General features: G+C 65.0%; 14 protein-coding genes and 1 pseudogene. 7 read left to right on the top strand and 8 right to left on the bottom strand.

What is annotated here, in order from left to right; all coding sequences use genetic code 11:
* Positions 1-71 precede the first annotated feature (71 nt).
* Complete coding sequence (locus BSF38_RS32390) at positions 72-203, bottom strand: hypothetical protein (protein ID WP_257787830.1); 132 nt, start codon at positions 201-203, stop codon at positions 72-74.
* Between BSF38_RS32390 and BSF38_RS20825 the strand changes: the two genes are divergently transcribed.
* Together BSF38_RS20825 and BSF38_RS20820 are read left to right on the top strand one after the other, a co-directional pair.
* Positions 202-606 carry a hypothetical protein gene (locus BSF38_RS20825; RefSeq protein ID WP_076348860.1) on the top strand — a complete coding sequence of 135 codons (405 nt, stop codon included), beginning with the start codon at positions 202-204 and terminating at the stop codon, positions 604-606. The two genes, BSF38_RS32390 and BSF38_RS20825, sit on opposite strands and share 2 nt — an antisense overlap.
* A gap of 116 nt (positions 607-722) precedes the next feature.
* Positions 723-1,202: a hypothetical protein gene (locus tag BSF38_RS20820; protein WP_076348858.1), complete on the top strand. Its 480-nt coding sequence runs from the start codon at positions 723-725 to the stop codon at positions 1,200-1,202.
* Positions 1,203-1,316: 114 nt separating this feature from the next.
* Here the strand turns inward: BSF38_RS20820 and clpB are convergent, their stop codons facing one another.
* A complete protein-coding gene (gene clpB, locus BSF38_RS20815) occupies positions 1,317-3,950 on the bottom strand; it encodes an ATP-dependent chaperone ClpB (protein ID WP_076348856.1) in 2,634 nt (877 codons plus the stop codon).
* A gap of 247 nt (positions 3,951-4,197) precedes the next feature.
* Positions 4,198-6,132 carry a molecular chaperone DnaK gene (gene dnaK, locus BSF38_RS20810; RefSeq protein WP_076348854.1) on the bottom strand — a complete coding sequence of 645 codons (1,935 nt, stop codon included), beginning with the start codon at positions 6,130-6,132 and terminating at the stop codon, positions 4,198-4,200.
* Positions 6,133-6,825: 693 nt separating this feature from the next.
* Between dnaK and pheA the strand changes: the two genes are divergently transcribed.
* From pheA to BSF38_RS20790, 4 genes and pseudogenes are all read left to right on the top strand, one after another.
* A complete protein-coding gene (gene pheA / locus BSF38_RS20805) occupies positions 6,826-7,998 on the top strand; it encodes a prephenate dehydratase (protein ID WP_076348852.1) in 1,173 nt (390 codons plus the stop codon).
* Between the two features lie 162 nt (positions 7,999-8,160).
* Complete coding sequence (locus tag BSF38_RS20800; RefSeq protein ID WP_168189424.1) at positions 8,161-9,435, top strand: tetratricopeptide repeat protein; 1,275 nt, start codon at positions 8,161-8,163, stop codon at positions 9,433-9,435.
* Between the two features lie 18 nt (positions 9,436-9,453).
* A pseudogene (locus BSF38_RS20795) lies at positions 9,454-10,053 on the top strand (hypothetical protein); the annotation flags it as partial.
* Positions 10,054-10,158: 105 nt separating this feature from the next.
* The gene (locus BSF38_RS20790) at positions 10,159-11,061 is read left to right on the top strand and encodes an aminotransferase class IV (protein ID WP_076348846.1); all 903 of its coding nucleotides are present in this window, start codon (positions 10,159-10,161) and stop codon (positions 11,059-11,061) included.
* Here BSF38_RS20790 and BSF38_RS20785 read toward each other — a convergent pair.
* The 5 genes from BSF38_RS20785 to BSF38_RS20760 all read right to left on the bottom strand — a co-directional run bounded on the left by BSF38_RS20785 (position 11,055) and on the right by BSF38_RS20760 (position 15,867).
* Complete coding sequence (locus BSF38_RS20785; protein ID WP_145952248.1) at positions 11,055-11,525, bottom strand: hypothetical protein; 471 nt, start codon at positions 11,523-11,525, stop codon at positions 11,055-11,057. The genes BSF38_RS20790 and BSF38_RS20785 overlap by 7 nt on opposite strands.
* Before the next feature lie 207 nt (positions 11,526-11,732).
* Positions 11,733-12,824 carry an ABC transporter permease gene (locus tag BSF38_RS20780; protein WP_076348842.1) on the bottom strand — a complete coding sequence of 364 codons (1,092 nt, stop codon included), beginning with the start codon at positions 12,822-12,824 and terminating at the stop codon, positions 11,733-11,735.
* 74 nt (positions 12,825-12,898) lie between these two features.
* A complete protein-coding gene (locus tag BSF38_RS20775) occupies positions 12,899-13,903 on the bottom strand; it encodes an ABC transporter ATP-binding protein (protein ID WP_237170549.1) in 1,005 nt (334 codons plus the stop codon).
* A 62-nt stretch (positions 13,904-13,965) separates the two neighbouring features.
* Positions 13,966-15,252 carry a glucose-1-phosphate adenylyltransferase gene (locus BSF38_RS20770; RefSeq protein ID WP_076348838.1) on the bottom strand — a complete coding sequence of 429 codons (1,287 nt, stop codon included), beginning with the start codon at positions 15,250-15,252 and terminating at the stop codon, positions 13,966-13,968.
* 291 nt (positions 15,253-15,543) lie between these two features.
* Positions 15,544-15,867, bottom strand: a complete 324-nt coding sequence (locus BSF38_RS20760) for a DUF6793 family protein (protein ID WP_076348834.1) — start codon at positions 15,865-15,867, stop codon at positions 15,544-15,546.
* Between the two features lie 531 nt (positions 15,868-16,398).
* Between BSF38_RS20760 and BSF38_RS32180 the strand changes: the two genes are divergently transcribed.
* On the top strand, positions 16,399-20,022 hold the full coding sequence (locus BSF38_RS32180; RefSeq protein WP_237170548.1) for a hypothetical protein: 3,624 nt from the start codon (positions 16,399-16,401) through the stop codon (positions 20,020-20,022).

Genomic DNA, 20,022 nt, shown 5'->3' with positions numbered 1-20,022 from the left:
CTCGCCCCCCCTGGCACGCACGGTTGGGCGGCCCGACGCTTCATCCAACATCACTTGGTCGCATCCAGAGGTCAGCCAACGCGGATTTCTTCGTTTCTTTGTTGTTGAAAATCTTTTCGGTCGCGTTCATGATGAGAAATCAAGACGTTCGATGGGAATCGTCGCACGACTTCTTTTCCGCCTGTTCGAGACTCGATCATCATGAAACGTCTCCTCCTGCTGATCGCGGTTCTACTCGTCTCTCTCTCCTTCGCTCGGCCCGCTTCCGCCCAGTACGGGATGCCGAATTTCGGTGGCGGCACAACGCTGGACGAAGACATCCAGTCGCAGCGATCGAAACAGATGAGCCAGCAACAGGTCTACACCAAGCCCCACGCCAGGCCGGCCGTTCCGGGAGCGAACGCTTCTTCTTATAAACGAGGCGCGGCGGATGCGTTCGGCCGCGTCGATCTCTCCGGCAGGGCGGCGCCCCGCTACCCGACCATTCGCGACGGCTCGTACAACTTCAGCCCCTCGCATTACTCGCGCGGACGCCAAGGTGGAGTGAAGCGCCCGCAAGCGCCTCGGCTGTTTCCGAGCGTCGGAACGCCCAGGCGATCGCGATGAGCCCACGGCGTCGCGTGTGAAAACGCGCACGGCCGGCGTCAATCGCGATACCCGCGGCGGTTCTCGGGGTTTCCTACTCCAGGAACATCTTTTTCCAAAGCCTTGGGAGCGCCGCCATGCGGAATACCTTTCGACTCGCTCTCCTTTGCGGGCTCGTCCTGGTGACGGCCTCGACCGCTGACGCCCAATGGGGACGAGGCCGCTCCGGAGGCGGGGTCGTGATGGGTCCCGACGGCCCCCTTTACGACACGCGATCGCCCGAGTGGCGAATGTCGGGTGGCAATATCTTCGTCTATCAGGAATTGATGGAACAGAAGATGGAACTCGCGCAACAGAAGTACATGTACCAGCAGATGCAGCAGGCCGCCAAGCAGCAGAAGAACCAGGCCAACGGCAAGGGCAAGACCAAGGCCAAAACCCCCAGTCAGTCCAACGGCTCGCCCCTCAACACGCCGGCCGCCGCCGGCTTCAACGATCCGTTCGCCGAACCCGTCAATCATTACAAGCGCAAGAAGTATAAGTCCCTCAAGTCATCGTCAACCGTCTCGTCAAAGACGGACAAGGCGAAAACGGCTCCGTCGAACACGACGCCCTGATTCGCGCTGTGACGGATCGGCGCGGGCCGATCTTCCGCCTGAACGCAAAAGGAGAGCTGAGGACTCGCGTCCCCACTCTCCTTTTTTCGTCGCGGCCAGCCCGGAAGCCGTTGCTCAGGCTTTGACGGGCTGGAATGTGAAGTTCTTGCCGTCCCAGTCGATCTCGACGACGTCGGTGGGGTTCACGCGCTGGTCGAGCAGCGCCTTGGCGAGCGGGTTAGCCAGACGCTGCTGGATCACGCGCTTGAGCGGCCGAGCGCCGTAGGCCGGCTCGAACCCCTCCTCGGCGAGCTGTTCCCGAGCTTTGTCGCTGATCCGGACCGTTAGATTGGCCTCGGCGAGTTGACGCTCCAACCGCTTGATCTGGTAACCGACGATCTGGGCCAGCTCCTTCCGCCCGAGCGGATGGAAGATGATGGTCTCGTCGATCCGATTGAGGAACTCGGGCAGGAACGCCTGCCGCAGCATGTTCTGAACCTCGTGGCGCATCGTCGACTCGTCGGCCTTGCCCGAGAGGTCGGCGATGACCTGGCTGCCAAGGTTCGAGGTCATGATAATGACCGTGTTGCGGAAATCGACCGTACGGCCCTGGCCGTCGGTCAAGCGGCCGTCGTCGAGCACCTGAAGCAAGACGTTGAAAACGTCGCGGTGGGCCTTCTCGATCTCGTCGAGCAGGACGACCGAGTAGGGACGGCGGCGAACCGCCTCGGTGAGCCTTCCGCCTTCCTCGTAACCGACGTAGCCTGGAGGCGCCCCGATCAACCGAGCGACGTTATGGCGTTCGCCGTATTCGCTCATGTCGATTCGGACCATCGCGGCCTCGCTGTCGAACAGGAACTCGGCGAGCGCCTTGGCCAGCTCGGTCTTGCCGACGCCGGTGGGGCCGAGGAACAGGAACGAGCCGATCGGCCGGTTGGGGTCTTGCAGCCCCGCCCGGCTGCGGCGCACGGCGTCGGACACGGCGCGGACGGCGTCTTCCTGGTTCACGAGGCGGAGGTGGATCTGGTCTTCGAGCTTGAGCAGCTTCTCGCGCTCCGTGGCAAGCATCCGCGAGACGGGGATGCCGGTCCACTGGCTGACGACCTCGGCAATCTCTTCCGAATCGACCTCGCGCTTGAGCAGCCGGCCCGCCTCCTTGGGCTGGTCGTCGCCAGCAGCGGCCTCGGCTTCGGTGATCCGCTTCTCCAGGGCCTTGCGTTCGGAGTCGAGCGCGGCGAGGGTCTGGAACTGCTTCTCGTCGGGCCGTTCGCCGCGCTGCTGCATGTGGCGGATCTCGTCCCAGAGCCGCGCGTAGTCGTTCTTCACGGCCTCAAGCCGCTCCCGGACCTTCTGAACGTCTCCCAGGCCGGATTTCTCCATCTCCCACTGCCGGCGGAGGTCCTGGAGTTGCTTCTCGACCTGCTCGATCTCCGACTCGATCTCGGCGAGCCGTTCGAGGGCGTGCTCCTCTTCTTCCTTCTGGAGCATCCGCTGGGCGAGCTGGAGCTGGAGCAGCCGGCGCTGGAGGACGTCGATCTCGGTGGGAACCGACTGAAGCTCCATCGACAGCCGGCTGGCCGCCTCGTCGATAAGGTCGATCGCCTTGTCGGGCAGGAACCGGTCGGTGATGTACCGCGAGGCGAGCTTGGCCGCCGACACGAGGGCCGAGTCCTTGATCTTGACCTTGTGGTGGACCTCGTAGCGTTCCTTGATGCCCCGGAGGATGGCGATCGTGTCGTCGATCGAGGGCTCGCCGACGAAGACCGGCTGGAACCGGCGCTCGAGCGCCGCGTCTTTCTCGATATGTTCGCGGAACTCGTCGAGGGTGGTGGCGCCGATGCACCGCAATTCGCCCCGCGCCAGCGCCGGCTTGAGCAGGTTGGCGGCGTCCATGGCGCCTTCGGCCTTGCCCGCGCCGACGACCAGGTGCAGCTCGTCGATGAAGAGGATCACCCGCCCCTCGGAATCGGAGACCTCCTTGAGGACCGCCTTGAGCCGCTCCTCGAACTCGCCGCGGAACTTGGCGCCGGCGACCAGCGCCCCCATGTCGAGAGCGATCAGCTTGCGGTTCTGGAGGCTCTCGGGGACGTCGCCGGAGACGATCCGCTGGGCCAGGCCCTCGGCGATGGCCGTCTTGCCGACGCCCGGCTCGCCGATCAACACGGGGTTGTTCTTGGTGCGACGGCTGAGCACCTGGACGACGCGGCGGATCTCCGAGTCGCGGCCGATGACCGGGTCCATCTTTCCCTTGCGAGCGAGCTCGACCAGATCGCGCCCGTACCGCTCAAGCGCCTGGTACTTGTCGTCGGGGTTCTGATCGGTGACCGTCTGGTTCCCGCGCACCTTCTGAAGCGCCTTGAGCACCTCGGGCGTGACCACGCCGAGGGCTTCCAGCAGTTGCTGGGCCTTGCTCTTGACCTTCGTGAGACCGAGCAACAGATGCTCGACCGACACGTACTGGTCTTTCATCCGGTCGGCTTCGGCCTGGGCGAAGTCGAGGACCGCCGACAGGTCGGGGCCGATCGAGACTTCGCCGCCGGTGACACGAGGGAGCGAGTCGAGCCCTCCCTCGGCCGCCTTGAGCACCTGGGCGGGGTTGACGCCGAGCTGAGTGAGCAGGGCGCGGACCACCTGCTGGTTCGGGTCCAGGAGGCTCGCCAGCAGGTGCATCGGCTCGAGCCGCTGGTGGCCGCGGTCGCGAGCCAGCCCTTGGGCCCCTTGGAGGGCCTCCTGGCTCTTCAACGTCAGTTTATCGAATCGAAACGCCATGATGGGTCGTCGCCTTTCGGGAATCACGCCGCGACGGGCTCGATCACGGCGCCCGCCGTCGTTCGTCGGCGTACAATGGATCTTACGTGTTCATCCCCCGAGAAGTTCACATGCTCTTGCGAACGAAGCGGCGGCGGCGCGTCGTCCGGGCGCGCGAACGGGACGGAGGCGTCGACGGCGTCGAATCCTCCGTCCCGTGGAGCGGTCGGCTGAGAAAGAGCGATCGATCAGGGTCGAGACCCGGCGGTCACTTCTTCTCCTCGAACTCGACGTCGATGACGTCGTCGGGCTTGGGCTCGGCCCCGGCGGCGGCGGCGCCCGCGGCGGAAGCTCCAACCTCGGGACCGGCCCCCGGCGCGGCGCCGGGGCCGCCGGGCGCGGCGGCGTAGAGGTGCTCGGACATCGCCTGGCTGGCCCGCTGAAGGTCGTCGATGGCGCGGTTGAGGGCGGCGGCGTCGTCCCCCTTCTTGGCCTCGTTGACCTTCGCGATGGCCGCGCTCAGGGCCGTCTTGTCGGAGTCGCTGAGTTTGTCCTTGTGCTCTTCCAGCAGCTTCTCAAGCTGGTAGACGCGCTGCTCGGCGGTGTTGCGGGCCTCGGCCAGCTCGCGGCGCTTCTTGTCTTCGGCGGCGTGCGACTCGGCGTCGCGGTTCATCCGTTCGATCTCCTCCTTGCTGAGTCCGCCGGAGGATTCGATGCGGATGGTGTGCTCTTTGCCAGTCCCCTTGTCGCGGGCGGTGACGTTGAGCAAGCCGTTGGCGTCGATGTTGAAGGTCACTTCGATCTGGGGCACGCCCATTCGCGCCGGGGGAATGCCTTCCAGGTTGAAGTCGCCCAGCGATCGGTTGTCCGACGCCATCGGGCGTTCGCCCTGGAAGACCTTGATCGTCACGGCCGTCTGGTTGTCCTCGGCGGTCGTGAACGACTCTTTCTTCTCGGTCGGGATGGTCGTGTTGCGGGGCACGAGCACCGTCATCACGCCCCCCTTGGTCTCGAGGCCCAGTGACAGCGGAGTGACGTCGAGCAGGAGCACTTCCTTGACGTCGCCGGTGAGGACGGCGCCCTGGATGGCGGCGCCCACGGCCACGACCTCGTCGGGGTTGACGCCCTTGTGGAGGTCCTTGCCGAAGATGTCCTTGACGATCTGCTGGACCCGCGGCATCCGAGTCGATCCGCCGACCATCACGATCTCGTCGATCTGCGCGGGCTTGAGCTTGGCGTCTTCGAGCGCCTTGAGGACCGGACCGCGGCAGCGCTCGAAGAGGCTGTCGGTCAGTTTCTCGAACTGGGCGCGGCTGATCGTCATCGTCAGGTGCTTGGGACCGGACGCGTCGGCGGTGATGAACGGCAGATTGATGTCGGCCTGAGACTGGAACGAAAGGTCCTTCTTGGCCTTCTCGGCGGCTTCCTTGAGCCGCTGGAGCGCCATGGCGTCCTTCCGGAGATCGATCGACTGTTCCTTCTTGAACTCGTCGGCGATGAAGTTGATGAGGGCCTCGTCCCAGTCGTCGCCGCCCAGGTGGGTGTCGCCGTTGGTCGAGAGCACCTCGAAGACGCCGTCGGCGACGTCGAGGATCGAGATGTCGAACGTGCCGCCGCCCAGGTCGAAGACCGCGATCTTCTCGTTCTTCTTCCTGTCGAGGCCGTAGGCCAGCGCGCCCGCGGTGGGCTCGTTGATGATCCGCGCGACTTCCAGGCCGGCGATCTGGCCGGCGTCCTTGGTCGCCTGCCGCTGGCTGTCGTTGAAGTACGCCGGCACCGTGATGACGGCCTTGCGGACCTTGTGCCCCAGGTAGCTCTCGGCGGCCTCCTTGAGCTTCCGCAGGATCAAGGCGGAGATCTCGGGAGGCGTGTAGTCCTTGTTGTTGACGTGGACCTTGACGAAGTCGCTGGAGCCGCCGACGACCTTGTAAGGCACCATCTTCTCTTCCGACCCGACCTCCTCATGACGGCGGCCCATGAACCGCTTGATCGAGTAGATCGTGCCGGCGGGGTTCGTGATCGCCTGCCGCTTGGCCGGGTCGCCGACGAGGATCTCCCCCTTCGACGAGAACGCGACGACCGAGGGCGTCAGCCGGCTCCCTTCCTGGTTGGGGATGACCGTGACGTCGCCCCCTTCCATCACCGCCACCACACTATTCGTGGTCCCCAAGTCGATCCCGATGATTTTCTCACCTTCCGCCACAACCAGTCTCCTTTCCCAACGCTGAGCGATGTCGAGGATGCACGCGCGGCACGCCGCCTCGCGAAGCGACCAGCCCTAACGACCCATGGTTTCCGAAATTGGACTCGCTGGCGCTTGGCCGCTCGGCTCCAATTTCACCGTCGCTCAACCGATGCTTCCTCCGAAAAGCAAGCGTCGTGCCAGACTGCCGCGTTTCTTCCTGGGACACCGTAAGACAAATTGACGCCGCTATTTAGAAGCTCGTCCGCCTACCCGACGGAATCGCGCTGCTTTCACGTATCGCTGCCGATTTGACAGCCGACGATCACCGCCTCCACGGCGACCGTCTTTTTGGCAGTCCTGTTCGGGACCGTCTTCGGACGACTTGGATCACCGACTTCCCCAAACCCTTAATCATAGGCGGCTGAAAGGGCCGGGAGAATTGGGTAGAGGCGGAAGTCAAAAATTGCTTGACAGCAACCCACTTTTCTTTTAATTACTTATGCCTGTGAACCTTGCGTCCGAGGTTCCGGACGTGCAAAGCGTTGGTGCGTATCTCATGGGGGCGTTTTGGAAAGCCGTGACGGTCGAGCGTAAGGCTCGGCTTCACGGGAACTTTCGCCTGGAACCCTCATCCTCCGAGAGATTTCTCCGCATCTTGCCTGATCGAGGACGTTCGCACTTACCTTCTGGTCGTATCTCCCGAGTGCACCGATGGCCCGCAAGTCCAGTCCCCCAGGTCGTACCGTTCCACCGGCGAAGGGATCGGCGGCCGAGCCCGCCGACGCCAAGAAGGCACCCACTCTGGCGAGCCTGCGCGGAGAGATCGACCGCATCGACAAGGAGTTGGTGACGATCCTCAACCGCCGGGCGTCGATCGCGACGCAGATCGGCCAGGTCAAGAACACCAACGGCCTGGAAATCTGGTCGGCCGCGCGTGAGGAAGAAGTGCTCGCCAAGGTCCTCGGGGCCAGCCAGGGCCCCCTGCCCCAGGACACCCTGCGGCTGATCTTCCGCGAGTTGATGAGCGGCACCCGCGCGCTGCAACGGACCCTCCGCGTGGCTTGCCTGGGTCCCAAATACAGCTACAGTTATCTCGCGGCGGTCGCCAAGTTCGGCGAGGCGGTCGAGCACGTCACGGTCGGCTCGATCGCGGCGGTGTTCGAGGAGGTCAACCGCCGCCACGTCCAGTTCGGCATCGTGCCTCTTGAAAACTCGACCGACGGGCGAATCGCCGACACGCTCGACATGTTCACCAAGCTGCCGAACGTCAAGATCCGCGCCGAGGTCCGGCTGCGAATCCACCACTGCCTGCTCGGCCGTTGCGAGTGGAGCCAGATGCGGCGGGTGTACTCGAAGTCGCAGGCGCTCTCGCAATGCCGCAACTGGCTGGGCAAGAACCTCCCCCAGGCGGCCAAAGTCGAGGTCGTCTCCACGGCCGCCGCGGCCGAGCTCGCCCAGCGCGAGGAGTACGCCGGCGCCGTCGCCAGCAAGCCCGCCGCCCAGGCGTACCGGCTCAACGTCCTGGCCGAGAACATCGAAGACCAGGCCAACAACCTGACCCGCTTCGCCGTCATCGCCGAGACCCCCGAGGCTCGCACCGGCCGCGACAAAACGACCCTGATGGCTCGACTCCCCAACGAGGTCGGCTCGCTGGCCAAAAGCATTGCCCCGCTCGAAAAGCTCGGCGTCAACATGACGTGGATCGAGTCGTTCCCGATGCCCACCGGGTCGGGCGACAAGGACCCCGCCTACCTCTTCTTCCTCGACATCGAGGGCCACGTCACCGACCCCCAGGTCCAGAAGGCCATCGAGGCCGTCCGCAAGCGGTGTGAACGCCTCGACGTCCTCGGCTCTTACCCCCGCAGCGAGATCATCGAGAGCTGAGCCGCGGACGGCGGCGGAAAATCGGCGGGCGCGGTGCGGTCAATGCGGGCGCGGCCAGCTCAAGCATCAGGTCGGGCGCCATCACCCGAAGAGGACCATCGCGGGCAGGCGTCGGAGTCCGTCGTCGGGTGTTTGAGTCGCCCCCAGCATCGGAGCCCCCGGATGGCCAGGAGAACGCGTGGACGGCTCGGGAAGCGCGTCGCGGTAGTTTGCTTTCTCGCCGCGACGGCGGCCGTGGCTGTTGGAATCGCCGCATTCCTCGCGTCGAATCGCATCGGCTCGACTTGGCGGCTGGTTCGCGGCAAGGCGGCGTACACCCGAGGCGAATGGGCGGAATCCGCCAGAGAGGCTCGGGACCTGCTCAAGAATGACCCTGAGAATCGAGGCGCGCTCCTCCTCCTCGCTCGATCCATCGCCAGCTCCGGGCATTTCGATTCGGCGATGGACGTCTACCGCCGGGTGGGGCCCAGCGCTCTCGAACCTCAGGACTATCTCCTCATCGGCGACGGCTCCTCGAAGTCGGGTCAGGAGACGCTGGCGCTCTCGGCCTGGCTCAACGCCGAGCGGCTCGATCCCGACAGTCCCGACGCTCTCGGCCGGCTCGCGCGCTACTACCACGACGCCGGGAAACCACTTGAGGCGCTCCCGAGAGCCCGGAAACTCGCGAGCGATCCCAAGCTCGGCCTCCGCGGCGCCTGGATCGAGGCGCGGATCTCCAGCGACCTCGACCAGCCCGAGGCGGCGGCCGAGCCGCTCGAACGGGTCTTGAAAGCCGACGGCCCGAGCCTCCAGACGATCGGGATCGATCGCGCCGAGGTCGTCTCGCTCGCCGCACGCGTCAATTTAAAGCTGGGCCGCCCAAAGCGCGCCCTGGAGATTCTCGACGTCGCCCCGGGGGCCGAACCGATACGCGAATCGCGATGGCTCGCCAGCCGCGCCCTGCTCCAGCAGGGCAAGGCGCGCGAAGCCGAATCGGCCCTCGCCGCCGTCGTCCCCTCCGAATCGCCGCTGAGGCGCGAGCCCTCCCCGTACACAGGGGCCGCAAGCTGCCGGCCGTGCCACTCCTCGAATTACGAGTCGCAGCAGTCCAGCCGGCACTCCCAGACCTTCCACGACCGCTGGGACGGCCCAACCGCCTCGGGACGCGAGGGAGAGATCGCCGACCCAGCCTGGCGCCGCGTCCACCATCGCTTGACGACCGACGACGGGACGACTTCCCTGGAGACGACGGTCGTCGACCAGACCTTCCGGGCGATCGTCCAGTACATCGTCGGCTCGGGAAACCATGGTCAGACCCTCGTGGTCAAGGACGAGCACGGCGAGTTCCGCGAAAGCCGCGTCTCCTACGAGCCGAAGCGAGGCGCGTGGACCAAGACCATCGACCACCCCGATTCGCCCCCTGACGCGCTCGGCTATCTCGGACGACCCGTCTCGTAGGACGCCGCTCGGAAATGCGTTCACTGCCACACGACCACCGCGTCGGCGGTCTTGAGCCCTGCGCCGAATCGCCCCCACGATCGAGGGATCGGCTGCGAACGCTGTCACGGCCCCGGCGGCAACCACCTCAAGGCGGTTGAGCTTGGGTTCTCCGACCTGGCGATTGCAAGGCCCTCGACGGCCACTGCGGCCGAAGTGACGAACCTCTGCGCCGAATGCCATCGCGAGGCCGCGCCGGGGATGGCTTCCGGATCCGCCAGCTTCATCCGGTTCCAGGCCCCGAATTTCGTCAAGAGCCGTTGCTACATCGAGAGCGGCACGTTCAGTTGCGTGAGCTGCCACAACCCCCACGAGAACGTCGCGTCCTCGCCGGCCGTCTACGAGGCCGTCTGCCTCCAGTGCCACTCCACGACGAAGCCTCCCGCTCCAACCCCGCGCCAGGCGGCGGGGGAAGCCAAAGCCGGCGCGACCTGCCCCGTGAACCAGACCGAAGGGTGCTTGAGCTGCCACATGCCCAAGGTCCCCAAGGCCGTCCCAAACGCGGAGTTCACCGACCATTACATCCGCGTGCGAAAAGACTCAAAGGCCGCGGAGCCTCGGACCGCTCGCCGAGAATGATCGAAAGCCTCCGGTCGATCACGGCCACGCCATTGCCCGCGCCCCGACCCGACGATTATCCTGTCGCTATCAATAAGCGGCCACGAGACGCGAAAGGATTGGTGGATGGGCGATCTGGCTTGTATCAACGGCGAGTTGACGGCGGTCGAACAGGCGAAGGTCTCGGTCTTGGATCGAGGCTTCCTGTTCGGCGATTCCGTCTACGAGGTTTGCCGGATTTATGACGGCCGGTGCTGGCTGGAAACTCAGCACCGCGCCCGGTTGAAGCGAAGCCTCAAAGAGCTGGATTTCCCCCCATACGACGACGACCGCCTGTTCGAGCGGATCTACCGGACGATCCGGGCCAGCTTCGTCAAGGAGGGGCTGGTCTACGTGCAGATCACGCGAGGCGTCGCGCCACGGACGCACACGTTTCCCGACCCGCCGGTCGACCCTACCGAGGTGATCATCGTCCGCCCGTACGACGACGCCCCGACGGCCGCCCGCCGCGCGACCGGCGTCCCGGTCGTCAGCTATCCCGACCTCCGCTGGAAGCGCTGCGACATCAAGTCGACGAACCTGCTGGCGAACGTCCTGGCGATCGAGAGCGCCCGTCGCGCCGGCGCGTTCGAGGCCGTGCTGATCGACGCCGACGGCTACGTGACCGAGGCGACGCACACGTCGCTGCTCTGGGTCCGCGAGGGCCGTCTTGAAGGAACGCCGGAAGGCCCCGAGATCCTGATCGGCATGACCCGCCACCTGGCCCAGCGGCTGGCCGCCGAGATCGACGTCCCGTTCGTCGAAGGCCGGATCACGCTCGCCGCTCTTCAGGCCGTCGACGAAGTGATCCTGGTCGGAACCTCGACTGAGATCCTCCCCGTCTCGACGGTCGACGGCCAGAAGATCGGCACGGGCAAACCGGGGCCGATCGCCCGGAGACTCCAGACCGCCTACACGGCGGCACTCGACGCCTGGCTCGCCGACGGAAACTCTGCGACCCCGCGAAAGCCCGCGACGGGGGCTCAATGACGTCGCCCGAGCCTTCCGACCCGCTCGACCCGTTCGAGGCGCACTTCCACCGTGAGCCGCTCCAAGGGGCCGGCGTGAGCCTGGTCCTGCTCGCCGACGCGGACGCCGACTCTGAGGCGTCGGCCGCCGTCCTCGCTCCCTGCGCCGAATGGCTGCGAGGCGATCATCGAGCGGTGGAGACCTTGATCGTCCCAGTCGATCGAGCAAACTCCCGGCTCAAGGACCTGATCCACGACGCCCTCGAATCCGTCTCCCAGCCGATCGTCCTGCTCTGCACGGCCGTCGAGCCGCTCGCCCCGGCGCATCTTAAGGGGCTGCTGAAGTCGATCGACCAGGCCGACCACGTCATCGGAAAGCGGCCGGTGGAACCTCCGACGGAGATCGTCCGCCGGCTGGCGAGCCTGGTTCGACGCCTCGTGTTCGCCGTCCCAATCCTCGACGTGAACTCCCCTTGCCAGCTCCATCGGACCGAGAAGCTCCGCGCGATCCCGCTCCAGTCGGGTTCGTCGTTCGTGAACGTCGAGATCCTCGCCAAGGCTACGTTTCTCGGCCACCTACTCGACGAGGTCGAGATTCCGGCGCTCGCCGGGAAGGTCTGGCGGCGCGGCCGGTTCAAGGATCTCCGACAGGTCCTCAAGCGACCAACCTTCCGCTCCGCTCCGGAGTGGGAATCAAGTCCACTTGAAGAGGCGGAGAGCCAGCCAGAACGTGCCGATCGCCCAGGCGGCGAGGATGGCGATCGCCTTGAGGACGTCGAAGCTGTCGAGCCCCGCCCCTTCGAGAATGACCAGCCGCAGGGCGTTGACGAGCTGGGTCAGCGGCAGGGCCTGGATGAACGGCTGGAAGAAGCTGGGGAACCGCTCCGAAGCGAAGAAGACGCCGGAGAAGAGCCACATCGGCAGCATGACGAGATTCATCAGGCCGCTGACCGTCTCAGTGCTGGAGGCCCGGCTGGCGACCAGGAGGCCGATACCCGCGAACGCCAAAGCGCCGATCACGTCGAGGACGATCACGAGCAGCAGGCTGCCGTGGATCGGCATCCGGTAGGCGAACACGCCGAGCAGCAAGAGCACCGCGAGGTCAGGGATCAAGAACGTCAGCCGCGAGGCCAGAATGGCGCCGAGGAAATCGCGCCGGGGCATGGGGGTGGCGACGAAGCACTTCAACAGCTTGCCGATCCGCATGTTGACGAGAAAAAACCCGACGCCCCACAACCCGCCCCCCATCGCGTTGATCCCGATCAACCCCGGGATCAGGAAGTCGATGTAGCGTGATCCGGGCTCGGTCACCAGGACGTCCGTGGTGGCCCTCGGGTTCGTCCTACCGGCCGCCTGCTGAAGCACGTCGTCGATCGCCAGCCGGGCGGAAGCCGCCTCGGGACGGGTCGGGTCGTACTGATAGGTCCACGAGGTCTCGCCGTCGGGGTTGATCACGATCGGCGTCTTCCCGGTCTTGAGCCGATGCAGCGCCTGGGCTTCCGGATGCACCGAAAGCTCGACGATCGGCGCGATCCCGCGGGCCGATGCGCTCGCGGCGGCGGCGCGGGCGTTGTGATCAGCGACGGCCTTCTCGATCGCGGTGGCGGCCGGTCCGGCGACCAGGTCGGCCTGGACGGGCGCGGGGGGACGGTTCTGGAACGCGAAGCCCAGGACAACGGCCAGGAGCATCGGGAATCCGTAGACCCAGAAGATCCGCGCGGGCTGGCGGACGAACTCGCGAAGTCGCGCGAGGTAGAGCTGGAAGAACGGAGAGTTGCGGAGCATTCGCGATCCTCGAAGCGGCGGGGAAACCTCGCCGCATGTTCCTGTTCTCGTCCAAGAAACCGGTCCGTCGCCAGTCAGGCGCGGCTTCTCCGCCGGCGTCCACCGCGCCTGGCTGGGGAGGGTTCCTCGGCGACGTCGTCGCGGAGGTGGCGGCCGGTCAGGGAGACGAAGACGTCTTCCAGGCTCACGTGCCGGGTGGTCAGCCGGGCCAGTGGGCGTTCCTGAGCCCCGAGCGCATCGAGCAAGGCGGGAATGGCCCGGTGCGGCTCGCCGGCCGTCAGGGAATAGCCGTCGGCGTCGATCCGCGCGGAGAGCACCGAGTCGAGACCGCCGAGCGCATCCGTGTCGAGCGGCGGCCCTTCACCGCCGAGCGCGAACTCGATGATGTGGTCGCCTCCCAGCCGCGCGATCAGCTCGGCCGGCGACCCCAGCGCGATGATCTTGCCGTGGTCGATGACCGCAACACGATCGCAGAGCCGCTCGGCCTCGTCCATGTAGTGGGTCGTTAACAGCACGGTCCGGCCGCTCTCGCCGAGTCCGTGGATGACGTCCCAGAGCTGCCGCCGCGACTGCGGATCAAGGCCGGTCGTCGGCTCGTCGAGGAACAGGACGTCAGGGTCCCCCACCAGGCTGACGGCCACGGCCAGCCGCTGCTGCTGGCCGCCGGAAAGCTGCTCGATGAGGGCGTTGGCCTTGGTTTCGAGCGACACGCGCGCGATCGCCTCGTCGGCCGTCAACCCCTGGCGGTAGAAGCTGCGGAAGACGGTCAGCAACTCTCGGACGGTCTCCTTATCGGGGAACCGGGTCTCTTGCAACGTAACCCCGATCCGCTCGCGGATGGCCGCGTCGCCGTCCTCCCAGCGGAGGCCGAGGATTTCGACCTCGCCGGAGGTCGGCCGGGTGAGCCCTTCCATGATCTCGACCGTCGTGGTCTTCCCCGCGCCGTTGGGGCCGAGCAGGCCGAAGCACTCGCCTCGACGGATCTCCAGGTCGATCCCGGCGACGGCGTGGACCGGGCCGTCGCGGCCGGGGTATTGCTTGTGCAAATCCTTGACGCGTATCGCCAGCTCCGTCGTCACGCTCGTCTCTCCGCAAGGCCGTCGCATCGCCAGGTTCGTGATAGGCGTCGATCTCGTCGCATTCAGATCACGAGCCCTTCTCGAAGAATCGTCGTCTTGGGAACGACGACGACGCCGTCCCGGATCACGTGGGTCGGCGTCTCCTCGGAATCGACGATCCCGGTCTCGTTGACGATCTTGACGTTGCGGCCGACGCGCACGTTCTTGTCGATGATCGCTCGCTCAATGACCGCGCCGGCGCCGACGCCGAGGTTGGGACGGCCCTCGCGCTGGTTTTCCTCGACGTCCTTGGTCTGCTCGTAAAAGTCGCCGCCCATCAGGTACGAATCGCGAATGGTCACGTTCTCGCCGATGAAGGAACGGACGCCGATCACCGAGTTCTCAATGACCGCCCCTCGGCCGATGACGCAGCCGTCGCAGATCAGGCTGTTCTTGATCGTCGCTCCGACCACGCGCGAGCTGGGCAGGTAGCGGGGCCTCGTGAAAATCGGCTGCTCGCCGTGCGTGAAGTCGAACGGCGGGTGGTCGAGCGTGAGGTCGATGTTGGCCTGGTGGAAGGCGCCGACGGTGCCGATGTCTTCCCAGTAGCCGTCGAACAGGTGCGCCTGCACGCGCTGCTGGGCGATCGTCTGGGGCAGAAGCTCGTGGCCGAAATCGGTGGCCGAGCTGTTGCCGAGCAGTTCGACCAGCGTCTTGGTGTTGAAGACGTAGATTCCCATGCTGGCGAGATACGGCCGCCCTTGCGCGCTCACGCCCATCTTCCCCAGCCAGTTCGGGTCGGTGCGGACCCGGTTGAGCTTCTCTTGGGTCTTGGGCTTCTCCTCGAAGTCGATCACCCGGCCGTCGGCCTGGATGCGCATGACGCCGCAGGAGCGCGCCTCGGACTCGGCGACCGGCAGGGCGGCGATCGTGACCACCGCCTTGTTCTCGAGATGAGTGCGGATCATCTCCCTGAAATCCATCCGGTAGAGCTGGTCGCCCGAGAGGATCAACACCAGGTCGTACGACTTCTCCGTGAAATACGGGATGTTGCGGCGGACGGCGTCGGCGGTCCCTTGATACCATGTTTCGTTTTGCATCGTCTGCTGGGCGGCCAGGATCTCGACGAAGCCCCCGTTGAACGGGTCGAACTTGTACGTGTTGTAAATGTGCCGGTGCAGGCTGACGGAATTAAACTGGGTGACGACGAAAATGCGGTGCAGCCCGGAGTGAATGCAGTTCGACACGGGGATGTCGATGAGACGATACTTCCCCGCGATGGGCACCGCGGGCTTGCTCCGCGATTTCGTCAGAGGATAGAGACGCGTGCCTCGACCGCCTCCCAAGATCAACGAGATGACCCGAGGCATGAGACCCCTCCTTCATATTTTGCTACATCAACAGCGCAGACCGTCGGCCGATTCCACGACCACGACGGCCGTGTTCCCGCTCACGACCTCACGACCTCGCCTTGTCGTCGACAAGCTTATCGTACACGACCCGGAGCAACGCCGCGAGCGGTCGAAAAAGTCGCTGGAACGAGCGTCGAAAACCCCACGACCATCCCAGTCGGCCCGCCGGCCGAAAAACCTCGGCCCCGACAAGACGAGGCTCAAGATCGAACGGCCGACAGGCCCGGCGCGCGACGGTCGTCGGCGACCTCACCAACCGCGCGACATGTTCGATTCGACGGCCTTGCGGGCCTTTTCAAGATCCGTGCCCGTCGACTGCATGTACAGCCGGACGGCGTGGATCTTGTCGCCCTGCGCCTTGGCCAGGCACTCCCGAGCCGTCGAACACGGGTCGGAATCGGCCTGGACGCCCAGCAGGTTTTTGGAGATCACCCAGGCGTCTCGCGGACGATGCGCCACCCGAAGAATCTCCTCACCCGGGTAGTTCGTGCTGGCGAACGACCGGGCGGAGTCTTCGTCCTCGGCGGACGCAATCATGATATGCGACGTAGTCTCGACCTCAAAGAGAGGCATGATCGACTCCCCTTCTGCAAGAGGACCTGTTCAAGGGAAAACAACCCGCGATTGGGTCGTCGTCGACGTCGTCAGGATCTTCATCCTGGATCGTACTCCCCCCATTGAGCCGGGTCAAATGGGCTGATCGGCGGTCTCGATCCGAATCGGAAGCCATCGCGGACGCGCCAGGAATTTCGATCCGCGCGGCGCGACTCCTCCGATCGCCCTCGCTCTCGCCCCACTCCCCATCGTGTTCCGCTCACTTCGATTCGATCCACGACCCTCCAGGCACGCCGCGCCGCCGAATAAGCGTCGTTCGACGACCACGGTCGATTTTCATTAAGGTTGCTTCCGGCACGATTAATTCTATTGAATTTCCCCTGATTCGTCGTAGACTTGTCTTCAAATCGGTCTCATCTTCGCTTTCCAGGCGATTTTGCCGTTCCGATCTGCGTCGAACTCGCTTTTTGGCAACCACCCATGGGCGACGACACCTCCAAATCCAGAGGCGTAACCTCGGCGTGGCCGTTGCCGGCCGCGGTCATCGCCATGTTGACGTTTCTGGGCTTCTCCAATCTTCCCGGAACACAGCAATCCGGTTCAACGCCCGCCCGCAACGCGGCTCCGGGGGCGGCCTCGCCGGCCGACGATACGCCGATCGACACGCTTCTGGATGCGCACCTATTCGGCGACGGCCGCAACACCGAGGAGGAACTTCGAGAGAAGATCACGATCCTCGACCCCCTGCTCCGGTTTTACGCGTCCCGGCTGGCTCGGTTGGATCCGGCCGATCGATCCCTTCTCGCCAAGGATCCAAAGTACGCGAAAAGCCCTCTGGACCCCTCCAAGGTCGTCGGCTGGATGATCGATCCCGAAAAGACCCACGACGATCTCAAGGTCCTCGTCTGCATGGTCCCCGACCCGAGTCTGTCGGGTTCCGCCTACAGTTTCGACAGTACGATCACCGCCTTGCTGCTGGCCCTGCGCAACACCGGATACGTGCTCGACGGTTATCAGATCGACTGGAAAGGGCCGGCCGGCCGAAGGGTCGAAGTACCCACCTCGACGCCGGCGTCAGGAACTTTGCGCCTGAGCCTCTCCGCGCCGGGCGCCGACGCGCGGATCCGGCGGCCGGGCGTCATGCTGGTTCGCAGAATGAAGCTCAGCGATGGGAAAACCGGCGAAGAGAAGATCCAGCACGAGTTGGTCATGCTGCTCCTGGTGCCCGAGACGCCGATCGTGGGAGTCGATACGGGGATCTTCCAGACGAGCCTCGACATCGCCGCCGAATTCGATGGGCGGCATCCTCCCGGCCCGGTTCGAATCATCGGTCCGAGCTTCTCCGGATCGGTCTCGTCGGTCATGCGAGCCTTGAAGGCGTGGCTCGACTCCACGAAGCCGCCCGCTCCAGCCAAGCCGGGAAGTCCGCTTCGCGTCCACTGGATCAACGGCACGGCTCTCTCGCTCGACGTTGATGCAATCCAGGCCGCCTTCTCCTCCTCATCTTCGAGGAACGAACAGGTCGTCCGACTCGAGAACGTCATTTACGGCTATGTCGACCTGCTGACGTTCGCTCTGAAATTCCTGAGAGAGTACGCCAGCCCATTGGTCCCCAACAACCGTATCGCTTTCCTGACCGAGGAGACGACAGGCTACGGAGCGTCGCTGCGACGGTCGAGAATTCCCGCCGAGGCCGGATTTGATGAGTTTCGGTTTACATTCCCCGCGCAGATCGCCGAGATGCGCCGGCGGTACGCCCGCCAGGACCAGGGGAGCGCGTCGTCGCACTTGCTCCGCACCGCCGAACGGCTGCGCTTTGAAGAGGAAGAGTCGGAGAAGTCCGAGTTCATCCGTCCCGAGTCGCCCGCCTTCACCTCGGCCAGCGACGAGCTCCGCCTGCTTCGCGTCGCCGAGCAGATCAACAGCCTCGACATTCGTTTCGTCTATCTCTCGGCGACCGACGTCCGGGACCGCCTCTTCGTCGCCGAGTTCATCAAGGCCAATTGCCCCGACGCCATGGTCGTCCTTCCGCAAGCGGAACCCGCCTTCACGCACAAGGAGACGATCGGCCAGTTGCGCGGCATCTTATTCGCATCGACTTATCCAATGTGGACCAATCACGCCAATCGACGAGAGCCGATCTTGACGCTGCCCGAGCACTCCGCCTATGGCGTATACAACGCCGCCATCGCGCAGCTTTGCGAACTCGCCACGCCTGGAGAGGAGTTCGACCGTTGCCAGCGACAATTGGCCGACTACGCGTGGAATGATGATCGATCCGGGCGCAGGAGCCCCGCAGTATGGATGACCGTCTCCAGCCAGAAAGGCCATCTCCCGCTGGCCGTCGACGTGCCCCAGGAGCCTAAGCATCCAACGGGTCCTGGTCGATACGCCGCCAGCATCTGGCGACCGTCCGGGGGAGATCCCCCACTGCGGAAGGCCGGGGCTTCCGAGACGTCTCGCGAGCTGTTTTTGTCGCGCGTTCCGATCACCAGCGGCGTCTCGTGGCTGCTGCCATTCGTCTTCGGCGTCGCTGCGGCGGCGTTGCTGTCTCACTGCCACGCGAAAAACCGCCGGATTCGTGAAGATCGTCTCGTCGTCGACGCACACTACCCCCTTCCCTCCGAAGCGGTCGGCGTCCGTCTCCCGTTCAACAGCCTTCTGAACCAGGGCGCGGCGAAGGCCAAGGACCTGAGCCTGTTCGCCGAAGCGAGTATGGGCCATGTGTATCGGCACGAGGGTCTCGGCCTGCTCGGCCTTGTGATGTTCTGGTTCATGTATTTCTACGCCTCGTTCGGCGGCCGGCACCTTCAGAACAGGAATTGGCTCGTCCCGCTCGCCGTGGCCGTCGTCATCTGGACGATTCTGAGGTGGAGACTGCTCCACTACTCCGCCGCGAGCGCGCCCTCGATTCCGCTGACACGGCCCCTGTTCATCGCCGCCCTTTCCGGCTGCGTCATCGTGGCGGCGGTCTTTCCGCGAATCGCTCAGACGTCGCTCGCTGTCCGCTCGAATTTTTTTACGGCGTGCGCGTTGGTCTGCGTTTCCACCTTCACGCTTCTTGTCAGGCGGCGACGATCGCGGGCTCACGGCGGGGAGAAGTCTCAAGACAACAGCCCCGACGATGAGCGGATCGTTCCGACATCGGTGACTCTCGGCGTACTCATCTGGAGCATGCTCCTTGGTTTCTTGACGTTCAGCGCCAGCACGTTGGAGCCGTCCGCCCTTTTGTCGTTGGCGATGAGGCTCCTGCTCGCCGCCCTCTTCGGCGCCGTGATTCACATCGCGATCTATCTCCGCGAATATTGGACGAGACTCGACGCCTGGACGGAATCGCTCCTCAGCCTGCCCATGGGGGACGCGTTCGACCGGCTGCCGCTCCGGCTGACCTCGCGTCTGGGGAATTTCGCCGACGTCTGGACCGGCGGCGCCGACAAGGAGTTAGACGAGCGGCTCCACCTGATCCGCGCGAATCTGGGTAGGAACCTCAAGTCCGGCGCCGCTCACGGCGTCCGCGTTCGAAGCGAGGATTTGCGAGCGGTTCGCGCCGAGTTGGAGAACAAGCCTCGGGCGGAAGGGGCTTCCTGCGCAACGCGAGCGATCACCAGACTTTTGACTCACGTCTGGCTGGATCGCAGCCCGGTCAAGGCGTTCTCCGATCAGGGTGTGAAGCCGCCCGAAAAAGATGAGCCGAAAGCCGACAAGGCTGAACCAGCAGCGACCCCATCATCGAGCGACGACCAGTCCCAGTTCGACTCGCTGCAGGCGAGCGCCGTCGAGGGCGTGGAAACCTACCTCGCGATCGAAGTGGTTCGCTACCTCAACCGGCATCTCGAAATCCTCTGGGTGCGCGTCACGGCGCTCACCGTGTTGACGCTCATGCTCGTGGCCACGGTCAACAGCTATCCGTTCCAGCCCGCGGGGACGCTCTTCCAGTGGACGATGTTCATCGTCGTCCTGATGGTGATGGTGCTCACTCGCGTGCTCGTGGGGTTTCACCGCAACGCATTGATCTCGCGCGTGAACAAGCTTCCGACCGACCGGTCTCTGTGGAACCTCGACTTCGTCGGCAAGCTCATCGCCTACGTCGGCCCCGTCGTCGCGGTGTTCGCCGCGCTGTCGGTGAGCATTTCCGACCTGATCCGCCTTGTGCTCGGTCCGCTGGTGCGTTGA

The sequence above is a fragment of the Paludisphaera borealis genome, assembly GCF_001956985.1.
In the GTDB taxonomy this organism is placed as follows: Bacteria; Planctomycetota; Planctomycetia; order Isosphaerales; family Isosphaeraceae; genus Paludisphaera; species Paludisphaera borealis.
Note: the sequence above shows the minus strand (reverse complement) of the source record. Positions and strands in the feature narration are given on the sequence as shown.